The sequence below is a fragment of the Novosphingobium sp. genome (assembly GCF_965214355.1).
In the GTDB taxonomy this organism is placed as follows: Bacteria; Pseudomonadota; Alphaproteobacteria; order Sphingomonadales; family Sphingomonadaceae; genus Novosphingobium.
The window spans coordinates 3,152,802-3,172,521 of record NZ_CBDCBI010000002.1; the positions used below are offsets into that span (position 1 = coordinate 3,152,802).

Below are 19,720 nucleotides of genomic sequence, written 5' to 3' on the forward strand. Positions count from 1 at the left end.
ACAAGAACGCGATGAGCACATGGCTGAACAATGCATGGTATGTCGCGGCCTGGACCGATGAGATCACCGATGCCCCGATCGAGCGGCAGATCATCGATGAACGCGTGGTGCTGTGGCGCCAGGATAGCGGCGATTACGCAGCCGTGTCGGCGTTCTGTTCGCACCGGCGGCTGTCGCTGGCCAATGGGCGGGTTGCGGGGAACCGCATCCAATGCGGCTATCACGGGCTCGAATTCGCCAGCGATGGCCGGTGCATGACGGTGCCGTGCCAGAATGCGGTGCCGCCTGGCGCGGATATTCGCGGCTATCCGGTCGCCGAACGCTGGGGCCTGGTGTGGATCTGGATGGGCGATGCAGCCCGTGCCGATCCCGCGACGATCATCGACGTGGCGCATTGGGGATCGCCCGAGTGGGGCTACAATCGCGGCGCAGCGATGGCCTATGACTGCAATTACCTGCTGATAACGGACAATCTGCTCGATCCGTCGCACGTGACCTGGGTCCACCGGACGAGCTTTGGCGGCACCACCGGCGATGCCGAGCCGATGCGCATCCGCGAAGCGCCTGACGGGTTTACCGTCTCGCGCTGGACCAGCGATACGCCGGTCGCGCCGTTCTATCGCGAGCTCGTGCCGTTTGCCGGCAATGCCGACCGGTTGCAGCACTACGAAGTCCGCTATCCTGCGCTGGCAGTAATCAAGGCGGTGTTCGTGCCGGCCGGCGAAGGCGGCGACAATGCCGAGGCCAACGCCCACGCGTTCATGATGGATTCCTACAATTTCATCACGCCAGAGACCAGCGGCCGCAGCCGGTATTACTGGTTCCAAATGCGCAACATCCGCCCCGGCGATACCGAGCTGTCGGTGGCAATGTCGGCAGCGGTGCTGGCCGCGTTTTCCGAAGACCTGGCGGTGCTGAATGAAGTGCAGCGCGGTATGGACACCGCAACCGGGCCGACAATCTCGATCGCAACCGATGCCGGACCGTTGCGTTTTCGCCAGCGGCTCGAACGCCTGATTGCCGCCGAGACTACCTGAACGCCAAAACCAGCCCTGCCACGATCGCAAACAGCCCCGCCAGCCCCAGCGGGGCCATGGCATGCCCCAGCACGACCCAGTCGAGCACTGCGGTCACGCCCGGCACCAGGTACATCGTGCTGGTGACATTGACGAGATTGCCGCGCGCGATCATCCGATACAGCGCAAACGTCGCGCCCACCGAAATGCCCAGCCCCAGCCACATCCCCGCCACCAGGAATGTCGGCGTCCACGCCATATGAAACGGCTCGAACGGGGTGATCGCCAGGACCACCCCCAGCCCCACCAGATATTGCAGCGGCAAGACCGCTGATGGCGCCTGCGTCTCGCGCTTTTGCAGAATCGATCCCGCCGTGATCCCGACCAGCGCCAGCAGCGCAAACCCCAGCCCCGCTGCGCCGAACTGCTGCCCCGCAATCCCGTCCCACACGATCATCGCCACACCCGCCAGTGCGCAGCATAATCCGGCGATCCGGCCTGGCCGAAACCCCCGCTCGGTCAGCGCCAGAGTCAGCAGCGGCTGGATCCCCAGCAAAGTCGCCAGCATCCCGGGCCGCAAGCCATGCTCCATCGCCAGCAGATAGCACGTGGTATACACCCCCGCGATCAGGAACCCGGTCAGCACCACGCGCGGCCGACTGGCCCGTGTCGGCAACAGCCGCCCGCGTGACACCGCGATGGCGATCAGCACCGTCAGCGCAAACGCATAGCGCACCAGCAACAGCGCAAATGGCGACCCCTGCGTCAGCGCGATCTCGGACACGATCGCGCCGCTGCTCCACAGCAGCACGAACAGGCCGGTCAGGATGATGGTGCCGGCATTCGACTTGGTTTGCATTATACCCACCGGCGCGGGCTAGGGGGAATACAAGGTTGAGGGCAAGGACCTTTTCATATCCTCCCCGGCACGGGGAGGGGGACCGCGCCCCCTCTTTCTTGGGGCGTGGTGGAGGGGCGTTGCCCCAACGGAATACCCCGATCATGAACGCCGCGCGCAAACATGGCGCGCAGGCGTATCATCGCTGTGCTGCTTCCGGAGGCAACGCCCCTCCACCACCCTGCGGGCGGTCCCCCTCCCCGTTCCGGGGAGGATTTGTGAGTTTTCCGCGAGCACGCAAACGGCGGTAGAGCACCGTCCACAGCGTCAGCCCGCCGATCGTGACATACCCGACGATCGGTCCCACCACGAGATACTGCCCCACGCTCAGCGTCTCGATCAACACCACCGACACCAGAAAATCGGCTAGCAGGCCAAATCCCCAGGCCAGCGTCATCACCATGATCATCCGGTTCAACCGCCCTGCCCCGCGCGCCTCGTCGAATTGCGCCAGCGCCTCGGCCGATTCACGCGCCACCGTCGCGCGAGCGAGCGGGCCGATCAGCGGCCGGCCGATCGCAGCCGAACCCAGGAATGCCAGCGCAATCAGGAACGTGACCAGTTTTTCGCGCAATTGCAGGAATTTCGCGGATCCCCCACCGGCCATCGCCACCAGCGACAGCACGATCCCGGCCAGCACCATCACCGACAGCGCATCGATCCGCCCGCGCCGCACCAGTTCGACGATCGACCACAGCAGCGGCGGCACCGAAGAGGCCAGCAGCGCAGCGACATCGCCATGGCGGTCATGCACCAGGTTATAGATGATGATCGGCCCGACCAGATTGACGATCGCTTCGACCGCCAGTGTGGGACCATGTTGGCGCAGCCAGGTCATCACGCGATCCAGTTCCCGTGAAAGCCTGGTGGCACCCGATGCGGCAGATGGATCACCGCGACCGGCGCGCCTTCGAAATCGCGCGCGTCGATGATCACGCAATCTGTGGTCTGCTGCGCCATGTCGACGACCAGGCCGATCAGCCAGCCGTGGCCTTCGGGCGCATCGGGTGTTTCGGGCACGAACACGAATTCGCCCGGGTGCCTGTCCGCCCCGAAATCATGCACCTGCCGCGTCCCCATGGCCAGGTCATGCGCATACAGGCGCGTGGCGCCGACCACCCGGGCCTCGGGCACGGTCGGCGTCGCCATCGACCAGGCGTAGCGATACGGCTGCCCGAAAAAGCGTTCGTCAGCGCGGGGAAATTCCTGCGGCGCGGCGTCGATCGTCGTGATCGCCACGGATTTGCCCAGCGGATCGATCGTCCAGCGTTCCAGCCCGCGCGGCCTGGCATCGGGGCCGCGCGCACCTTCGCCGAACATCGTGTCATAGGCGCACACATCCATCACCACCCGGCCATCGGGCGCGTCGTAGGCATTAGCGACGTGGAACACATAGCCGGGCGCGACATCGCACCAGATCACATCCTCTTGCGTACCGTGGCGCGGCATCAGCCCGATCCGTGGCGGATGCGCCGGGTTCCAGCGATAGGGAAAACCGTGGCCGGCGATCAGCGTCTTGACCGAGAATGTGCACGGCATGTCGAGAATGATCGCAAAACGATCGGTGATCGCACAATCGTGGATCATCGGGCCATGCTCCACCGCGATCGGTTCTTCGCGCGTGACCCGGCCGGCCGCATCGACCACGACGTGGCGGATCGTTTCGGGATCGAACGCATCGTAACAGATCGCATGGTGTTCGCCGGTGCGCGGATCGCGATGCGGATGCGCGGAGAAACTGCCCTTGAGCCCGCCATCGAACGGATTGTAGGCCTGGTGTTCGAGCGTCACGTCCAGCTCGACGGGGTAACTGCCCGCCTCGACCAGGGCAAAAGTCCGCCCGGCGATATCGACGACATTGGTGTTTACCGTGTCGAAATTGTGGCGCGGCCCCGGCGCCGGCGCGAGCCCGCGCGCCTTGGCCACGGCGTCGGAGCGGATCCAGCGGTTGCGATAGCCGGTGGCGCGACCCCCGGCGATGGCAAGCGCATGGATCATGCCATCGCCCATGAACCAGTGATACGATGCCGGGTGGGCGGCGACCGGATTGGGCCCGATACGCAGGTATTGCCCGTTCAATCCGGATGGGATCGTGCCGGTGACGGTCAGGTCGGTCAGCGTCAGTTCTTCGGTCATCGGCGCGTGGATGCCGTGGAGGAACGGATTGCCGCCCACGGGTTCGCGCAGGCGTTTGCGGTTGAATTCGGCAAGCACGTTCACGCCTGTGGTGACGGTCTTGCGGATCAACGTTTCGATCGGGCTTCCCATGTCGGCCTCCTATGTTTACACTGTAATCATGACCCCCAATGATAACACTGTCAACATAAAACCGCGCGGCTATCATCATGGCGATCTGCGCGCCGCGCTGATCGACGAGGGGCTTCGCCTGCTGGCGATCCGCAATGCCGATGCGATGAGCCTGCGCGAGGTAGCGCGCGGGGTAGGGGTCAGCGCGACGTCGGTCTATCGCCATTTTCCCGACAAGGACGCGCTGATGGCGGCGCTGGCGGTGGAGGGTTTGAAAATGCTCGGGGCTGCGCAGCGTGTGGCGAGCGCAGCGGCGGGGGATGCGGATGCCGGCTTTGCCGCGAGCGGGCGCGCCTATATCCGGTTTGCGCTGGCCAATCCCGCCCTGTTCCGGCTGGTGTTCACAACGCCCGCGCTGAAACATGCCGACACGCCGGTGCTCAGCGATTCCGAAGCCGGCGCGTTGTTGCTGGCCAATGCGGCGCGTATTGCCGACGAAGGCGGCGGTGAAGCGCAAGTGCGCGCGATACAGGCCTGGGGCATGGTGCACGGTATCGCGATGCTGATGCTCGACGGGCAGATCCCGGCGGAGATGGACCTGGTGGATCGTGCGCTGTGCTAGCCCAGCGCTTGCGCCAGTTTCTCGCGATCGAGCTTGCCTTCCCAGCGCGACACCACCAGCGTCGCGACGGCGTTGCCCATGAAATTGGTGAGGCTGCGGCATTCGGACATGAACCGGTCGACACCCAGGATCAGCGTCATCCCGGCGATCGGCACCGATGGCACGATCGCCAAAGTCGCCGCCAGCGTGATGAACCCCGCGCCCGTCACGCCTGCGGCGCCTTTCGATGACAGCATCGCCACGCCCAGCAGCAGCGCCTGCTGCCCCCAGGTCAGATCGACCTTGCACGCCTGCGCGATGAACAGTGCGGCCAGCGTCATGTAGATATTGGTGCCATCGAGGTTGAAGCTGTATCCTGTAGGCACGACCACGCCGACGATCCCGCGCGGCGCGCCGGCCGCCTCCAGCTTCTGCATCAACGCGGGCAGCGCGCTTTCCGATGACGAAGTGCCGAACACGAGCAGCAGCTCGGGCGTCAGGTAGCGGATCAGGCGCAGGATCGAAAAGCCGGCGAGCCTCGCCACCACGCCCAGAATGACCACGACGAACAGGATGGACGTCGCATAGAATGTCAGCACCAGCAGCGCGAGATGCGCCAGCGCACCCAGTCCGAATTTGCCGACGGTAAACGCCATCGCGCCAAAGGCGCCGACCGGCGCTGCGCGCATGATGATCGCGACCAGCCGGAACAGCACCGCGCCCAGATCCTCGAACAGCTCCAGCAATCGCTCGCCGATTGCGCTATCGGGCACCGTTGCCAGCGCAATGCCGAACAGCACCGCGACGATCAGCACTTGCAGGATATTGCCCTCGGTCTGCGACGACACCAGCGTATCGGGGACCAGCCCCATGAAGAAACCGTTCAGCGTGCCATCGTGAGACTTGGCGACATAATCGGCGATCTTGCCCGCATCGAGCGCGCCCGGCGCGACCATCAGTCCGGCACCCGGGCGCACGACATTGGCGACGACCAGCCCGAGCACGAGCGCAAACCCCGACATCACGAGGAAGTAGCCCAGCGCCCGCGCCGTCACCCGCCCCAGCGCGCCCAGGTCGCGCATCCCGGCGATACCGGTCACGATCGATACGAAGATTACCGGCGCAATCACCATCCGCACCAGCTTGACGAACAGGTCGCCCAGCGGTTTAAGCGCCGCGGCGGCCTGTGGCGCAAAGATTCCGATCATCACGCCTGCGATGATCGCGATCAGCACTTGCACCGGCAACTGGCCCAGCCAGCGGAGTGATGATGACGGCACGGCTAGTCCTTCTTCTTGCCCCCCTCCCCTTCAGGGGAGGGGCCGGGGGTGGGGCGTTTCGGCTACAACCCACACCTGCATGAGCGTCGGCTTTGAGGTCAGCGTTCACTATGGGTCGTGGCGATCGGCCTTGCAACAGACCTGCGCCTGTCGATCGCAATTTGGCGATTGGCGCCTGCACGTATAGCATGCGTGTCATGCTGAACCGCCTCGCGCTTGCCTTCGCCCTGTTCCTGCCGATGCCCGCCATGGCCGCGCCAATGCTGCTGCGCCCGGCGCAAGTGTTCGACGGGGTAGATCCCGCGCCGCACTCCGGCTGGCAAGTGCTGGTCGATGGCGAAAAAATCGTCGCTGTCGGCCCGGCGCTGGCGGTGCCCGATGGCGCCAAAACAATCGACCTGCCGGGCGCCACGCTGATGCCCGGGATGATCGAGGGCCATGGCCACCTGTTTCTGCACCCCTACAACGAAGTGCCGTGGGACGACCAGGTGCTGCACGAGGCGCTGGCGCTGCGCACCGCGCGCGCGGTCATGCAGGCGCGCGCGACATTGCTCGCCGGGTTTACCACCGAGCGCGATCTGGGCACCGAGGGTGCGGGCTATGCCGATGTCGGCCTGCGCGATGCGATTGCGCAAGGGATCGTCCCCGGGCCACGGATGATCGTGGCCACCCGCGCCATCGTCGCGCGGGGCGCGTATGGGCCAAAGGGGTTCGAGCCTGGCGTTTCCGTGCCGCTGGGCGCCGAGGAAGTGTCGGGCATCGATGAAATCGTGCGCGCCGCGCGCAGCCAGATCGCGGCCGGCGCCGATGTCGTGAAACTGTATGCCGATTACCATTATCAGCGCGGCGAACCGAGCCGGCCCACGCTGACACAGGCCGAAATGGCCGCCGCGGTCGCGGTTGCGCACGATGCCGGGCGCATTGTCGCGGTGCATGCGGTTACCGCCGAAGGGATGCGCCGCGCGATTGCGGGGGGCGTCGATACGATCGAGCATGGCGATGAAGGCACCGCCGAGCTGTTTCGCGCGATGCACGACAAGGGCATTGCCTATTGCCCGACGCTATCGGCAGGCGATGCAATCGCGCGGTATCGCGGATGGGATGGCAAAGCGCCAGCGCCGGCAGGAGTCGCGCAGTCGATCGCCGCGTTTCACCTGGCGATGGCCGCGGGTACGCCGATTTGCGTGGGCGGGGATGTCGGCGTGTTTGCGCATGGCACCAATGCGCGCGAGCTGGAGCAGATGGCCGCCGCCGGAATGGCGCCGCCGGCCGTGCTTATCGCGGCGACATCGGGCAATGCGCGGTTTTTTCACCTGGGCGACCGGCTGGGCCGGGTAAAGGCTGGCATGCTGGCCGACCTGGTCGCGGTGACGGGCGATCCGACCCGGGATATCGGCGCGGTGCGCCACGTGGTCCTGGTGATGAAAGGCGGCGCGGTCGTCTTGCCCTAGGCCAGATGCAGACCGTAGATCAGCGCCAGGCTGATGCTGCCCAGCATCGCCAGCGACAGCACCACCGCCGTCGTGACCCGCGGGCCTGCCTGGCGCAGCGCGCGCATGTCGACGCCAAGACCGAGCGCCGCCATCGACACGACGGTCAGCCAGGTCGATGCATGGCCGATCGGCGCGAGCATCACGTGCGGCACGACATCGAACGAGCGCAAGCCGACCAGGCCGATAAAGCCCAGGATGAACCATGGCACCAGCGTTGCAATGCTGATGCGTTTGCGCGGCATCGCCGGGCCGGCAACATCGCCGAGATGCGGCGCACACATCGCCATGACGACGCACACCGGCCCGAGCATCAGCACGCGCACCAGTTTGACCAGCGCGCCCATCTGCACCGCGATCGGGCCCATTGGCGCAGCGGCGGCAAGCACTTGCGGCACTGCATAGACTGTCAGGCCGGCCAGCGTGCCATATTGCAGCACGCCCAGATGCAATGCGAAACCCAACAGCGGCAAGCCAAGCACGACGGCGACGCCGAGCAAAGCGGTAAAGCTGATCGCAGCGGCGACGTCGTCGCTATCGGCATCGATCACCGGGGCAACCGCGGCGATCGCCGAATTGCCGCAGATCGAATTGCCGCAGGCGACCAGCAGTGCCATGCGCGGGCTGAGCCGCAGCACGCGGCCGATGACATAGCTGCTGGCGATTGCCGCAACCACGGTGAGCGCAATGCCGACCACCATCACCGGCCCGGCCGCCGCAATCATCGCGGCGCTGACCGAAGCGCCAAGGAGAACGACCGCAATTTCCAGGATGGTGCGCGCACAGAACGCGATTCCGGGCAGCCAGCGCTGGCCCGGGGTCCACACCATGCGCAGCACGGCCCCGGCCAGGATCGCTAGGACCAGGCTTTCCAGCCAGGCACGACCGAATGCAGCGCGCTCGACGCTTTCCAGCACCGATGCGATCCCGGTCACGGCAACGCACAGGACGATGCCGGGGGCCAGTTTGCGCAGATCGCTGGTGGTCGTGTGGGCAAATTCCATGCGGCAGGCATGAGCGCAGCCCTTTGATTAATCCAACAGATTGTTTATATGGTTCCAATCAGATTTGCAGATTGATATGCTGGGCGCGGTGACGCGTTGGTGTATGTTGTGCACGGCTTTAGTCCAATTCCAGCCGGATTTTCGCCCGGCTGCCGATCGAACCCATCACCAAAAACGATCAGATCACCCAGTCGACGCTCTCTTCGTAACTGGCGATCACGTCTAGCAGCGCCTCGGCGGCTTTGCCGCGATAGCGTTCCTTGTGCCGCATCGCAAAGAATGGCCGCGCGGGCAGATCGCAGGCGGGCGCGCTGATCGAGCCGCTGTGCAGCGCCGGCGCGACGACCAACCGCGACAGCACCGCATACCCCGCGCCCGCACGCACCGCCGACAGCACCGCCTCGTTTGACGGCAAGGTCAGCGCGACGGCAAACGCATCTGGATCGAGCCCGCGATCGCGCATTGCCGCTTCAAAGCTCGATCGCGTGCCCGATCCGCGCTCGCGCATGATCCAGTCGGTTTGCGCCAGCCAGGCGTTGGTTACAGGATCGGTGCCCGCCACGCCGGGCGGCCCGACCAGCACCATGCGGTCGGTGCCGATCGGCCATTGCGCCAGCGCCGGATCGTCGAGCGCGCCCTCGACAAAGCCGAGTTCCGCCTCGCCCGCCAGGACCGCGCGCGCGGTGCCGCCGGTGTTGGCAATCGCCAGGTCGAGATCGATATCCGGGTAGCGCCGGCGGAACCGCGCCAGCCGTTCGGGCAGCCAATAGGCGGCGATCGTCTGGCTGGCCGCAATCACCAGCCGCCCGCGCCGTAGCCCTGCCCAGTCGGACAGCGCGGCTCGCGCGCTCTCCACCCGCGCCATAATGCCACGCGCTTCGCCAAGGAACATCCGCCCGGCGTCGGTCAGTTCGATCCGCCGCCCGACGCGGTGGAACAGGTGGACATCGTGTGCCGCCTCGAGCGCGGCAATCGCCCCGCTGACGGCGGATTGGGTGATATGCACCGCTTCGGCGGCACGAGTCATGTTCTCGCGCTCGGCCACGGCGATAAAGATGCGCAATTGTTCGAGTGTCATCGCCGATGGGCATACGCGCAAGTCAGGCGCGGTGCAAAGCGCGTCCGACTATGCGATCGAGCGAGAATGCACCGCCGCCATAGGCAATCAGCGGCAACAACAGTCCAGCCCAGGACAGATGCGTCGGCCACGCGTCGGGGTAGACGAACACTTCGATGACCGTGGTCATGCCAAGCAGCGCAAGCGCGGAAAACCGGGTGCCCAGGCCCAGAACGAGCAGGATCGGAAACAGGTGTTCCGAATATGTCGCCAGATGCGCGGCGATATGCGGCGGAACGAACGGCAGTTTGTAGTCGGTTTCGAACAGGTAATACGCGCTGTCGGTAATGTGCAGCACACCGGTGACTTTGCTGCGGCCGGACAGGAAAAAGATCGCGGCAATGCCCAGGCGCGCGACCAGCAGCAGCAGGGCATCAGGCAGCAGGCGTCGCGCGGCAGAGGCCGCGTGGTCATAGATTTCGATCATGTCGGGGGCTTTCATGCCCCCTCCCCGTCAGGGGAGGGGCTTTTGCATCAGTGGATCAGCGCGAAGTCAGCGAGCCGTTGCCCTTGGGCGTCTTGGTCGCGGTGCACGTGCCGGCTTTTACCAGCTTCCACGAATTGCCCTGATAATCGACTTTCTGCGTTCCGGCACAGCTCGTGCCGGCACCGGCCGCGCAATCGTTTTGCCCCGCCTTTGCGATGCCATAGCATTTTTCCATCGCAGGCTTGGCATCGGCGGCATGCGCAGCGCCGGCAACGAGGCCAAGGGCGATGCTGGCGGCAAATACGGTGGTGGTTATTTTCATCGGGGTTCTCCTGTTGGATATGGTATGGATGAACACGGTTGCCCATCCCGGCCAGTCATTTCGGCCCTCTCACCAGATTGGTTACGCGGCACAGGCTTTTAATTTTTTTACACACCAGGCTGTAACCGTTCAAGCACGACCTGCGAATTCGGTCAGGCCACACCGGCACAACGAGGAGTTTGCCCGATGACCAATTCTGTTTCACGCCTTGCACCGTCCGTTTTCGCAATCGCCAGCCAGGCCGCGCTGCTTGCCATCGCCCTGTCCGCCGTGCCTGCCACGGCAGAGGCAAAATCTGCCAAGGCCGTGCATTGCTATGGCATCAACACCTGCAAGGGCACATCGGATTGTGCGACCGCAAAGAACAGCTGCAAGGGCCAGAACACCTGCAAAGGCATGGGCTTCAAGGCAGAAAGCGCCGACCAGTGCAAAGCCGACGGCGGCAGCCTGACCGAAGCGAAGTAACCATCGTTGCGGCGGCCGCGTAAGAGATACGCGGCCGTCGCCTGTTCGGGATACCCCCATGACCCCTGCTCTTTCCGGCTTCGGCCTGGGTATGCGGCGGCCGCATTACGCCAGCTTTACGGGCGGCGAAGCGCCGGTTGATTTTTTCGAAGTTATTTCGGAAAATTTCATGGTCGCAGGCGGGCGCCCGATCGACACGCTGATGCGGGCGAGGGAACACTATCCCGTGGCGCTGCATGGCGTGTCGCTATCGGTCGGCTCGGCCGATGGTCCCCATCCCGATTATCTCGATCGGTTAAAAATCCTGGTCGACCGGATCGAACCTGCGGTCGTGTCCGACCATCTGTGCTGGACCGGAACCGGCGCGTTCAATTCGCACGATCTGCTGCCCGTGCCGCTGACCGGGGAAGCGCTCGATACCGTATGCGAAGCGATCGACCGCGCGCAGACCCATCTCAAGCGCCGGATGCTGTTCGAAAATCCATCCACGTATATCGAATTTCCCGGCACCATGCCCGAATGGGAATTCCTGCGCGAAATGGTCCGCCGCACCGGCTGCGGCCTGCTGCTCGATGTGAACAACGTGTTCGTGACCGCATCGAACCATGGGTTGGACCCGCGCGACTGGCTCGGCGGCCTGCCGCTCGATGCGGTCGGGCAGATCCATCTTGCCGGGCACAGCCAGGGCGCGCACGGGCTGATCGACACGCATGACGCTGCGGTCGATCCCGCGGTGTGGGCGCTCTATGCCGAAACGATTGCGCGCACCGGTCCGCTGCCGACGATGATCGAACGTGATGGCGATATTCCGCCGATCGATGACCTGTTGGCCGAGCTGGCGCTGGCGCGCGCGACTGTACCGGCATGACCGAACCGTTGGCCGATCTGCAGACCCGCTTTTGCGCCTGGCTGCGCGAAGGCGACGAGGATCTCGCCGCGCGTCTGGCGCCCGCATTGCGCGTCGGCCCCGGACTGACGGTCTATCAGAACAACTATCGCACCACGCTGGTCGAAGCCTTGCGCGAAACGCATCCGCGGGCGTTGCTGTGGCTGGGCGATGCCGCGTTTGAAAGCATTGCGGCCCGGTTTATCGATGCGCAGCCCTCGTCGCACTGGACGATCGATGCCTATGGCGCGGGGTTTCCGGCGTTGTTGCACAAGACTGCCGGTGCGATCGCAGCAGAGCTGGCGGCGATCGACCGCGCGGTGGGGGAGGTGTTCGTCGGGCCCGATGCGGTGCCGGTGCAGGCCGATACGCTGGCCGATGTCGATTGGGATGACGCGGTGATCCGGCTGGTGCCGTCGCTGGTGGTGTTGCCGATTGCCACCAATGCCGATGCGCTGTGGCTGGCGCTCGCCAATGGCGACGCCGTGCCTGCGGCGGATCGTGCCGCGCCGGGCACGTTGATGCTGTGGCGTCAGGGTTTCGAGCCGGTGATGCGGCGGGTCGATGCCGGAGAGGCAGTGATGCTGGAACGCTCGATTGCGGGCGCCAGCTTTGCCGCGATCTGCCAGGAACTGGCGCAATCGGGAGACGAGGCTGCGGCAGTGACTGCGGCTGGTACGGTCCTGGGCCGCTGGCTTGGCGAAAGCCTGATCGCCGGGTTTAACTGAAGTCTTTCCCCCTCCCCTGACGAGGCGAGGCTTTTTTGCTGCGTGTCACCAGCGCAACGCACGCGGCCCCATGATCGCCCCCAGCGCCGCCATGCCCGCCATGCCCAGCGTGTACCATGTCAGCACGAACAGCGCCGACGTTTCCGGGCAATGGAGACAATACAGTGTTGCACCCCATGCGCCCGCGGCCATGCCCGCCACAGTCCCGGCCAGGACCAGCCGTGTCGGCGCCAGGCGCCGCACAGACCACAACAGTCCGGCGAATATCGGGACCGCCAGCAGGAACACATTGCGCGAACACACGGTCCAGCTTGCCCCCAGCCACATCGCCAGCCAGTCTGCGCGCGGCGTCATCGCCAGCTCGCCCAGCGCGATCGCGGCCAGCCCCAGCACCGGCACCAGCATCGCCACCAGCCAGCCACCGACGCGGCCATCGGGCCGCGACAGCCGCAACATCGCCACGGTCGCGCATGCCGCCAGGCTGATCGTATAGGCGCTCTTGATCCAGAACACGGCGCCGTGCATCGCGATCACAAGGTCGGGGCGATAGCCCAGCAACCCGCCGACCGCGATCAGCGTGGCCAAAACCCCGAGCCCCAGCCCCAGCCCGACGCGACGGAGCAGCGCATGGCGCGGCACCGGGCGCAGATCGCGCGACAGCGTGGCGATCAGATCCTCGGACGTCATCGCAAACTGTCCCGCACCCGGTCGGCCAGCGCCTTGAACCCGCGATGCGCCGAAACCTTTACATCGGATTCGCCGATGCCCAGACGCTCGGCCGCTTCGGCCGTGCTCAACCCGTCGATCCGTGTCGCGCGCAACACCGCTGCCTGTTTCTCGGGAATATCCCCGAACAGCCGATCGAGATCGGACCGCGCATCGCTGGCTTCGGCAAAGGCGAATTCATCGGGCAATTCATCCCGGTCATCGAGCGCGACATGGCGCGCAGACGTGCGCCCGTTGCGCCGGTAATTGTCGACCAGCTTGTACCGCGCGATCGCAAACAGCCAGGCGCCAAAAGGGCGGGACGGATCATATGTGGCGCGACGTTGGTGCACGGCAATCAGCGTTTCCTGCAAGAGATCCTCGACATCATCTTCGCGCCCGCTAAGCCGGCGCCGGAAGAACCCACGCAACGGCGGCAACAACGCACGCAGCAATGCCGCATGCGCGGCACCATCGCCCGCCAGCCCAGCCAGCATCAAAGCCCGCAGGCGATCGTCATCATGCCGCATGCGCATTGCCCCAGCGTATTCGCGCGCGATCCGGGTTTGGTTACAGACGCGCGTGTGGAGTGCTACAACTTTGGCGGGAAGGTTTAAAGGGCCTCCGGCGGCCAAGGGCTATCGCTCATAGGCGCCAACATAACAATACCGTCGCCCCGGGCTTGACCCGGGGTCCCGCTTCTTCGGCGCGGAGACGCCCGAATTTGAAGGTACCGCGAAAGAAAAGCGGGATCCCGGGTCAAGCCCGGGAAGACGAAAACAAACAAAGTTAGCGCCTATGGGCCATCGCCCTTGCATCCCGTTGCTGTCCTGGACTGTATGCCGCCTCGGCGTTTGTGTCTCGCCGGGACGCAACTGCATAGTCAGCATGCAGTTCAAGACAAAACCCGGGTTCCAAGGGCCCTTGGCCCTTGGCCGCCGGAGGCTCTGCCTAACCCCGCTTGCGCACCGGCATCATCACCGGAATCTCCCACGGCGCCGGCGCCGGCCGCCCCAGGTAAAACCCCTGCCCGAATTCGCACCCCGCATCGCGCAGGCGTGCCAGTTGACGTGCAGTTTCGATGCCTTCCGCAACGACCGAGGTGTTGAGCAGGCGCGACAGGTGGATCACGCCTTCGAGCAGGCGATCGCCGCGCGGATCGGTGCCGAGCCCGGCGACGAATGTGCGATCGAGCTTCAGCACGTCGAAGCGATAGTGTTGCAGATAGGCAAGCGAGGAATAGCCCGCGCCGAAATCGTCGAGCGCGAGGCGGATACCCAGCGCACGCAACTGCTGCATGTGATGCTGCGCGCTGGCGACACTGCCGATGGCGGTGCTTTCGGTGATTTCAAGCAGCAGGCGATCGGGCGCCAGACCGCTGCGTTCGAGCGCGGTACGGACCAGCGGCACGATATTGCCATTGGCGATCCACTGCGCCGACAGGTTGACCGCGTAATTGAGATTGGCCGGCCCGCGCGCGGCTTCGTCACAGGCACGATACAGCACCCACGAGTCGAGCCGGCCCGACAGGCCGCTGGCTTCGGCCAGGGGCACGAAGTTGTTGGGCGAGATCACGCCCAGGCGGGGATGCCGCCAGCGGACGAGCGCTTCATAACCGACAAGCTTGCCGGTCGCGAGGTTGTGCGACGATTGCCATTCCAGAAACAGCTGGTCACGCTCGATCGCCATGGCCAGTTCGGCGGCCGGCGCGCTGTCGGCGTCTGCGGCGCCATTGTGATGGTTCGATGCGGTCCAATCGCCGGCAAACACCACCTGGCCGCGCCCGGCGCGTTTGGCGTCGAACATCGCGCGGTCGGCCACGCGCAGCAGGTCGCGCGGCAAGACCGCATCGCGGGGCGCCTGCGCCGCGCCAATCGACACACCCAGCGCCACTTCGTGATCGAGCATCATCACCGGATCGGCACAGGCGCGCAGCATGCGCGCCGAAACCTGTTCCAGCACCGACTGATCGACCGGATGGATCAGCAGGACGACAAATTCGTCGCCGCCGACACGTGCCACCAGATCGCCCTGGCGCACCGCAGTCTGCAACCGGCGCGCGGTTTCGCGCAGCAGTGCATCGCCGAATTCATGACCATACGTGTCATTGACGTGTTTGAACTTGTCGAGATCGAGATACAGCAGACCGCAGTTTTCGCCGGCAAGCGTCGCGCCCATCGCGTGTTCGATTTCGCGATCGAGCCCGCGGCGATTGAGCAATCCGGTCAGAGGATCGCGATCTGCCGCTTCGCGCAGCATCGTGTTGCGGCGGTGCAATTCCATCAGCGACCGGGCGTTGTCGGCCAACCGCGCCAGCATTTCCCGATCTTCCGGGCCAAATTTGCGCGGCTTGCGATCGATCACGCACACTGTGCCCAGCGCCGAGCCATCATCGGCCACGATCGGTGCGCCCGCATAAAAGCGGATACCGGGATCACCTGTGACGAGCGCATTGGTGTTGAACCGCGAATCCAGGGTAGCGTCCTCGATCACCGTCACCACATCGGGCGTCGTGATCGCATGCGTGCAGAACGCCAATTTGCGCGGTGTCTCGCTTGCAGAAAGGCCGACTTTGGCCTTGAACCACTGGCGATCGGCATCGACCAGCGACACCAGCGCGATCGGCGTCCCGAAATGGGCGGTGGCGATTTCCACCAGATTGTCGAAGCGCCGGTCGGGCTGGGTATCAAGAATGCGAAAGTCATCGAGCGTTGCCAGACGCTCGATTTCATTCCCGGGAAGGGGATACGACAACGCACTTCTCCTTACGCGCATGGCGATCGCGGCGGGTGGCCAACTCTCGCGCGTAACGCCTGACGTCCATCCATGTTATGCGACCATACGAACGGATCGAGAAGGAATAGTTAAAATCTGCGGCTTTCCGGGGTGATGGACGCGCCCGAAATGCTCAGTCGAGCCCCATGATCGGCAGCGGTTTCAACTCTGCGGATTCAAAGCTGGCAACGGGATAGGCGCAATAATCGGCGGCGTAATAGGCGCTGGGCCGATGGTTGCCCGATTCGCCAAGGCCCCCGAACGGCGCGGCCGATGCGGCGCCGGTGGTCGGCCGGTTCCAGTTGACCACGCCCGCGCGAATTTCGCTGACGAAGCGGTCCCACAGCGCCTGATCGGTGGCCAGCAAACCGGCACTCAGGCCGAACGCGGTGGCATTGGCAGCAGCGATCGCGGCCGGAAAATCCGCCACGCGCACGATCTGCAGCACCGGCGCAAAGATTTCGCCATCGGGCACGGCCACGCCGGTGGATTCGAGCACGACCGGCCCAAAAAATGCCTCTGGCCGGCCCTCGATTGCGCTGCGATCGAGCAGCACGCGCGCGCCCGCCGCGATCAGATCGCGCAGCGCCGCACGGCTGGCGCGCGCAGCAGTCACGCTCACCAGCGGGCCCATGAATGCCGCATCCTCACCCGCGCCGATCGGCAGACGAGCGGCCAGATCGACCAGCGCGGCCACCAGCGCATCGCCGGCGCTGCCGTGTGGCACGATCAGCCGGCGGGCGCACGAGCAGCGCTGCCCGGTGGTGACGAATGCGGAATGAACGACCAGATTGGCCAGGATCGCGGGATCGGTCACGTCGTCCCACACCACCAGCGGATTGTTGCCGCCCAGTTCGAGCGCCAGGATCACGCCGGGACGATCGACGAAGGCACGGCGGAAATGGCGGCCGGCGCTGGCCGAACCGGTGAACAGCAGGCCGTCGATATCCTGGCCGAGCAAAGCGGCGCCGGTGTCGCGCCCGCCCTGCAGCACTTGCAGCACGTCGGACGGCACGCCCGCCGCGTGCCAGGCATCGATCATCGCAGCGCCGGTACCGGGGGTCAGTTCCGAGGGTTTGAAAATGACGGCATTGCCGGCAATCAGCGCTGGCACGATATGGCCGTTGGGCAGGTGACCGGGGAAATTGTACGGTCCCAGAACCGCCATCACGCCGTGCGGGTGGTGGCGCAGCACCGCGCGGCCGAACGGTTGCGCGGTGTCGCTGGTGCCGGCGCGTTCGGCCTGGGCGCGGATGGCGATATCGACTTTGCCGATCATCGCGGTGACTTCGGTGCGCGCTTCCCACACGAGTTTGCCGGTTTCATCCGCGATCAGGCGCGCCAGCGCTTCGCGGCGTTGATCGAGCACCCCGGCGTAGGCGCGCGCGATGGCCACGCGCTCGTCCACCGGCCGTCGTGCCCACGCCGACGCAGCAGCACGCGCGCTTGCGACTGCGACAGCGCACGCGGCTTCGTCGGATTCGGCCCCCTGCCACACGCAATCACCGGTCGCGGGATTGAAAGATTTCAGCAGATTTGGCATCGGCACACCTTATGCATTGTCACGGGGCATGTAATGGCCCTTGCACGCAATTTCGAGGGTGTGCCATGGCCGCGTGATGATGAGCCAAGGACAATCCATGCCTGCATTCGTTGAGCCGGACCTGATCCGCGCGCAGTTCGCCGCCGCGCTGTCGGACATGTATCGCGCCGAAGTGCCGCTTTATGCCGATCTGCTCGATATCGTTGCGGGCGTAAACGCGCGCGTCGATCCTGCCGCGCCCGAACGGATTGCCGTCGAGCGCCATGGCGCAATCCGGCTCGGCACCGCCGACGAGCTGGCGATGATGGCGCGCGCGTTTGCCGTATTGGGCATGGCGCCGGTCGGGTATTACGACCTCGCGCCGGCGGGCGTGCCGGTGCATTCGACCGCGTTTCGCCCGGTGACCGAGGCTGCGTTGGCGGCCAATCCGTTTCGGGTGTTCTGTTCGCTGCTGCGCATCGACCTGATCGGCGATGCGGCCTTGCGCGATGATGTCACGGCAATTCTGGCGCGGCGTGCGATCTTTTCCGATGTCGCGCTGGGTCTCATCACCTCGGCCGAACGCGATGGCGGGCTGGACGAAGCAGGCGCGCGCGCATTCGTGGCGGCCCTGCTCGAAACATTCCGCTGGCACAGCGATGCGACAGTCGATGCCGAAACGTATGCGCGGTTGTCTGCGCAGCATCGCCTGATTGCCGATATCGTCGCGTTCAAAGGCCCACATATCAATCACCTGACGCCGCGCACGCTCGATATCGATGCGGTACAGGCGCAGATGCTGGCGCGCGGGATCGATGCCAAGGCCGTGATCGAGGGGCCACCGGCGCGCAAAATTCCGATCCTGCTGCGCCAGACCAGTTTCAAGGCGTTGACCGAAGCGGTGCGCTTTGCTGGCCAGGACGGGCAGCACACCGCGCGGTTTGGCGAGATCGAACAGCGCGGCGCGGCGCTGACACCCAAGGGCCGCGCGCTGTACGATCGCCTGCTGGCCGATCCCGATCCCCAGGCGTTTTGCGCGTTTCCCGACGATCTGGATGCGCTGGTTGCCGAAGGCCTGATCTATGTGCGCAACGATGCACCGATCACGTATGAGGATTTCCTGCCGGTCAGCGCGGCAGGCATTTTTCAGTCGAACCTGACCGGCGAGCGTCCGCGCGATTACGGCGATACGTCGTCGCAGGCCGCGTTCGAGACTGCGCTTGGCCGCGCGGTCATCGATCCGTTTGCGCTATATGCAGCGATGGCGACAAACCCATGAAAAAGGCCGGGCCGGCGACCTTTGACAAGGTGCGCCGGCCCGGCCCCGAACGTAAAGTCTGCCCGGCTTAACGGTGTCCGCCACCGCCATGGTAGCCGCCACCGCCGTGGTAGCCGCCGCCACCACCGTGATATCCGTTGCCACCGTGGTATCCACCACCGTAGCCACCGCGATACCCGCCGCCGTAACCGCCATGGTAGCCGTAGCCGCCATGGTAGTACCCGCCACCGCCGCGATAGCCGCCAATCACGAACGGACGCGCATAGCGGGCTCCGCCATACCACCAGCCATTGTCATGCCAACCCCAACCGAGGTTGGTGTAATACGACGCCGGGTAGCAATAGCCCTGGTATCCCGGATAAGCGCTGTAGCAGCCGTTATAGGCAGGGTACGCGGGGTAATACTGGACTGGTGCCGGATAGCCATATGGCCCGTGATCGGATGCGATCGCCACACCGGCAGCCAAGCCGACTAGGCCTGCTGCAACGGCTACGCCACCGCCGCCACCGTGATAATAGCCATGACCCCAATAGGGCCGCGCCTCTGCCGGCGCCGCGCCAGCCACCAGTCCGGTTGCGAGCGTGGCCGCCAATGCCGTGCCCAAAGCGGCTTTCTTGAAAGTGATCATCATACGCCTCCTTTGGTTCGCGCTGCCGTCGGGTTGGACCGGTGTGTCCACTTTGTGCCCCGGCAGCGAGTCGTTACCATGAGTGTGGTTTTACCCTCGCCAACCTTAACGCTGGCGGACGCAGAATTGCAGCCGTCGTTCATATGCGGCAGGCCGTTTCCGGTGTGCGGGGAAATGCCTGGCGCCTTTTATTTTCCGCTGATTTCGCGGCTGGCAGCCATGAAAAATATCCGGACCACGCGTCGTGGCCGGCCGGTTTGCGCCATTAGCAAAATGCATGGGGCCGGTATCGCGCGCCGGTGCCATGTGTCATGCATCACCGCCCGACCG

General features: G+C 65.1%; 20 protein-coding genes. 7 read left to right on the top strand and 13 right to left on the bottom strand.

From position 1 onward, the window contains the following. Positions 1 to 11 precede the first annotated feature (11 nt). On the top strand, positions 12 to 1,037 hold the full coding sequence (locus tag ACOOE2_RS14680) for a Rieske 2Fe-2S domain-containing protein (RefSeq protein ID WP_420383729.1): 1,026 nt from the start codon (positions 12 to 14) through the stop codon (positions 1,035 to 1,037). Here ACOOE2_RS14680 and ACOOE2_RS14685 read toward each other — a convergent pair. The 3 genes from ACOOE2_RS14685 to ACOOE2_RS14695 form a co-directional block, all read right to left on the bottom strand. Further along, positions 1,030 to 1,875, bottom strand: a complete 846-nt coding sequence (locus ACOOE2_RS14685; RefSeq protein ID WP_420383730.1) for a DMT family transporter — start codon at positions 1,873 to 1,875, stop codon at positions 1,030 to 1,032. The two genes, ACOOE2_RS14680 and ACOOE2_RS14685, sit on opposite strands and share 8 nt — an antisense overlap. A 178-nt stretch (positions 1,876 to 2,053) precedes the next feature. Further along, positions 2,054 to 2,752 (bottom strand): VC0807 family protein, encoded by a 699-nt coding sequence (locus tag ACOOE2_RS14690; RefSeq protein ID WP_420383731.1) that lies wholly within the window; start codon positions 2,750 to 2,752, stop codon positions 2,054 to 2,056. After that, positions 2,752 to 4,182: a carotenoid oxygenase family protein gene (locus ACOOE2_RS14695; protein WP_420383732.1), complete on the bottom strand. Its 1,431-nt coding sequence runs from the start codon at positions 4,180 to 4,182 to the stop codon at positions 2,752 to 2,754. The genes ACOOE2_RS14690 and ACOOE2_RS14695 overlap by 1 nt, the downstream gene beginning before the upstream one ends. A 28-nt stretch (positions 4,183 to 4,210) precedes the next feature. Between ACOOE2_RS14695 and ACOOE2_RS14700 the strand changes: the two genes are divergently transcribed. Further along, positions 4,211 to 4,783 (top strand): TetR/AcrR family transcriptional regulator, encoded by a 573-nt coding sequence (locus tag ACOOE2_RS14700; protein ID WP_420383733.1) that lies wholly within the window; start codon positions 4,211 to 4,213, stop codon positions 4,781 to 4,783. Here ACOOE2_RS14700 and dctA read toward each other — a convergent pair. Next, positions 4,780 to 6,042 (bottom strand): C4-dicarboxylate transporter DctA, encoded by a 1,263-nt coding sequence (gene dctA / locus ACOOE2_RS14705; RefSeq protein WP_420383734.1) that lies wholly within the window; start codon positions 6,040 to 6,042, stop codon positions 4,780 to 4,782. The genes ACOOE2_RS14700 and dctA overlap by 4 nt on opposite strands. 197 nt (positions 6,043 to 6,239) lie before the next feature. On the opposite strand from dctA, the gene ACOOE2_RS14710 reads away from it, so the two are divergent. Continuing rightward, positions 6,240 to 7,493, top strand: coding sequence for an amidohydrolase family protein (locus ACOOE2_RS14710; protein ID WP_420383735.1), 1,254 nt, complete (start codon positions 6,240 to 6,242; stop codon positions 7,491 to 7,493). Here ACOOE2_RS14710 and ACOOE2_RS14715 read toward each other — a convergent pair. The 4 genes from ACOOE2_RS14715 to ACOOE2_RS14730 all read right to left on the bottom strand — a co-directional run bounded on the left by ACOOE2_RS14715 (position 7,490) and on the right by ACOOE2_RS14730 (position 10,402). Further along, positions 7,490 to 8,536 carry a YeiH family protein gene (locus ACOOE2_RS14715; protein ID WP_420383736.1) on the bottom strand — a complete coding sequence of 349 codons (1,047 nt, stop codon included), beginning with the start codon at positions 8,534 to 8,536 and terminating at the stop codon, positions 7,490 to 7,492. The two genes, ACOOE2_RS14710 and ACOOE2_RS14715, sit on opposite strands and share 4 nt — an antisense overlap. Before the next feature lie 178 nt (positions 8,537 to 8,714). Beyond that, entirely contained in the window at positions 8,715 to 9,614 is a 900-nt protein-coding gene (locus ACOOE2_RS14720) for a LysR substrate-binding domain-containing protein (RefSeq protein ID WP_420383737.1), read from the bottom strand. A gap of 22 nt (positions 9,615 to 9,636) precedes the next feature. After that, positions 9,637 to 10,095: a DoxX family protein gene (locus ACOOE2_RS14725; RefSeq protein WP_420383738.1), complete on the bottom strand. Its 459-nt coding sequence runs from the start codon at positions 10,093 to 10,095 to the stop codon at positions 9,637 to 9,639. Positions 10,096 to 10,135: 40 nt separating this feature from the next. Further along, positions 10,136 to 10,402 carry a DUF2282 domain-containing protein gene (locus tag ACOOE2_RS14730; RefSeq protein ID WP_420383739.1) on the bottom strand — a complete coding sequence of 89 codons (267 nt, stop codon included), beginning with the start codon at positions 10,400 to 10,402 and terminating at the stop codon, positions 10,136 to 10,138. A gap of 186 nt (positions 10,403 to 10,588) precedes the next feature. Between ACOOE2_RS14730 and ACOOE2_RS14735 the strand changes: the two genes are divergently transcribed. Genes ACOOE2_RS14735 through ACOOE2_RS14745 form a run of 3 tightly spaced genes read left to right on the top strand, consistent with a single transcriptional unit; the run spans position 10,589 to position 12,481 of the window. After that, complete coding sequence (locus ACOOE2_RS14735) at positions 10,589 to 10,867, top strand: hypothetical protein (RefSeq protein ID WP_420383740.1); 279 nt, start codon at positions 10,589 to 10,591, stop codon at positions 10,865 to 10,867. Positions 10,868 to 10,925: 58 nt separating this feature from the next. After that, a complete protein-coding gene (locus ACOOE2_RS14740; protein ID WP_420383741.1) occupies positions 10,926 to 11,735 on the top strand; it encodes a DUF692 domain-containing protein in 810 nt (269 codons plus the stop codon). Then, positions 11,732 to 12,481: a DNA-binding domain-containing protein gene (locus tag ACOOE2_RS14745; protein WP_420383742.1), complete on the top strand. Its 750-nt coding sequence runs from the start codon at positions 11,732 to 11,734 to the stop codon at positions 12,479 to 12,481. The genes ACOOE2_RS14740 and ACOOE2_RS14745 overlap by 4 nt, the downstream gene beginning before the upstream one ends. A 45-nt stretch (positions 12,482 to 12,526) precedes the next feature. On the opposite strand, the gene ACOOE2_RS14750 is transcribed toward ACOOE2_RS14745, so the two are convergent. The 4 genes from ACOOE2_RS14750 to astD all read right to left on the bottom strand — a co-directional run bounded on the left by ACOOE2_RS14750 (position 12,527) and on the right by astD (position 17,504). Further along, positions 12,527 to 13,168, bottom strand: coding sequence for a DUF1109 domain-containing protein (locus tag ACOOE2_RS14750; protein ID WP_420383743.1), 642 nt, complete (start codon positions 13,166 to 13,168; stop codon positions 12,527 to 12,529). Further along, positions 13,165 to 13,716, bottom strand: coding sequence for a sigma-70 family RNA polymerase sigma factor (locus tag ACOOE2_RS14755; RefSeq protein ID WP_420383744.1), 552 nt, complete (start codon positions 13,714 to 13,716; stop codon positions 13,165 to 13,167). The genes ACOOE2_RS14750 and ACOOE2_RS14755 overlap by 4 nt, the downstream gene beginning before the upstream one ends. 421 nt (positions 13,717 to 14,137) lie before the next feature. Further along, entirely contained in the window at positions 14,138 to 15,940 is a 1,803-nt protein-coding gene (locus ACOOE2_RS14760; protein ID WP_420383745.1) for an EAL domain-containing protein, read from the bottom strand. 154 nt (positions 15,941 to 16,094) lie between these two features. Next, positions 16,095 to 17,504, bottom strand: a complete 1,410-nt coding sequence (astD, locus tag ACOOE2_RS14765) for a succinylglutamate-semialdehyde dehydrogenase (RefSeq protein ID WP_420383746.1) — start codon at positions 17,502 to 17,504, stop codon at positions 16,095 to 16,097. Positions 17,505 to 17,601: 97 nt separating this feature from the next. Between astD and ACOOE2_RS14770 the strand changes: the two genes are divergently transcribed. Continuing rightward, positions 17,602 to 18,762, top strand: coding sequence for a 2-oxoadipate dioxygenase/decarboxylase family protein (locus tag ACOOE2_RS14770; RefSeq protein WP_420383747.1), 1,161 nt, complete (start codon positions 17,602 to 17,604; stop codon positions 18,760 to 18,762). Between the two features lie 67 nt (positions 18,763 to 18,829). Here the strand turns inward: ACOOE2_RS14770 and ACOOE2_RS14775 are convergent, their stop codons facing one another. Beyond that, positions 18,830 to 19,393, bottom strand: coding sequence for a hypothetical protein (locus ACOOE2_RS14775; RefSeq protein WP_420383748.1), 564 nt, complete (start codon positions 19,391 to 19,393; stop codon positions 18,830 to 18,832). Between the last annotated feature and the right edge of the window lie 327 nt (positions 19,394 to 19,720).

What these genes read in the sequence shown, in the direction of transcription:
- ACOOE2_RS14755 (WP_420383744.1), bottom strand. Translation starts at nt 13,716, where the DNA reads ATGCGGCATGATGACGATCGCCTGCGGGCTTTGATGCTGGCTGGGCTG.
- ACOOE2_RS14680 (WP_420383729.1), top strand. Translation starts at nt 12, where the DNA reads ATGAGCACATGGCTGAACAATGCATGGTATGTCGCGGCCTGGACCGAT.
- ACOOE2_RS14695 (WP_420383732.1), bottom strand. Translation starts at nt 4,182, where the DNA reads ATGGGAAGCCCGATCGAAACGTTGATCCGCAAGACCGTCACCACAGGC.
- ACOOE2_RS14715 (WP_420383736.1), bottom strand. Translation starts at nt 8,536, where the DNA reads ATGGAATTTGCCCACACGACCACCAGCGATCTGCGCAAACTGGCCCCC.
- ACOOE2_RS14750 (WP_420383743.1), bottom strand. Translation starts at nt 13,168, where the DNA reads ATGACGTCCGAGGATCTGATCGCCACGCTGTCGCGCGATCTGCGCCCG.
- ACOOE2_RS14735 (WP_420383740.1), top strand. Translation starts at nt 10,589, where the DNA reads ATGACCAATTCTGTTTCACGCCTTGCACCGTCCGTTTTCGCAATCGCC.
- ACOOE2_RS14730 (WP_420383739.1), bottom strand. Translation starts at nt 10,402, where the DNA reads ATGAAAATAACCACCACCGTATTTGCCGCCAGCATCGCCCTTGGCCTC.
- ACOOE2_RS14710 (WP_420383735.1), top strand. Translation starts at nt 6,240, where the DNA reads ATGCTGAACCGCCTCGCGCTTGCCTTCGCCCTGTTCCTGCCGATGCCC.
- ACOOE2_RS14770 (WP_420383747.1), top strand. Translation starts at nt 17,602, where the DNA reads ATGCCTGCATTCGTTGAGCCGGACCTGATCCGCGCGCAGTTCGCCGCC.
- ACOOE2_RS14745 (WP_420383742.1), top strand. Translation starts at nt 11,732, where the DNA reads ATGACCGAACCGTTGGCCGATCTGCAGACCCGCTTTTGCGCCTGGCTG.
- ACOOE2_RS14740 (WP_420383741.1), top strand. Translation starts at nt 10,926, where the DNA reads ATGACCCCTGCTCTTTCCGGCTTCGGCCTGGGTATGCGGCGGCCGCAT.
- ACOOE2_RS14700 (WP_420383733.1), top strand. Translation starts at nt 4,211, where the DNA reads ATGACCCCCAATGATAACACTGTCAACATAAAACCGCGCGGCTATCAT.
- ACOOE2_RS14775 (WP_420383748.1), bottom strand. Translation starts at nt 19,393, where the DNA reads ATGATGATCACTTTCAAGAAAGCCGCTTTGGGCACGGCATTGGCGGCC.
- astD (WP_420383746.1), bottom strand. Translation starts at nt 17,504, where the DNA reads ATGCCAAATCTGCTGAAATCTTTCAATCCCGCGACCGGTGATTGCGTG.
- ACOOE2_RS14720 (WP_420383737.1), bottom strand. Translation starts at nt 9,614, where the DNA reads ATGACACTCGAACAATTGCGCATCTTTATCGCCGTGGCCGAGCGCGAG.
- ACOOE2_RS14690 (WP_420383731.1), bottom strand. Translation starts at nt 2,752, where the DNA reads ATGACCTGGCTGCGCCAACATGGTCCCACACTGGCGGTCGAAGCGATC.
- ACOOE2_RS14685 (WP_420383730.1), bottom strand. Translation starts at nt 1,875, where the DNA reads ATGCAAACCAAGTCGAATGCCGGCACCATCATCCTGACCGGCCTGTTC.
- ACOOE2_RS14725 (WP_420383738.1), bottom strand. Translation starts at nt 10,095, where the DNA reads ATGAAAGCCCCCGACATGATCGAAATCTATGACCACGCGGCCTCTGCC.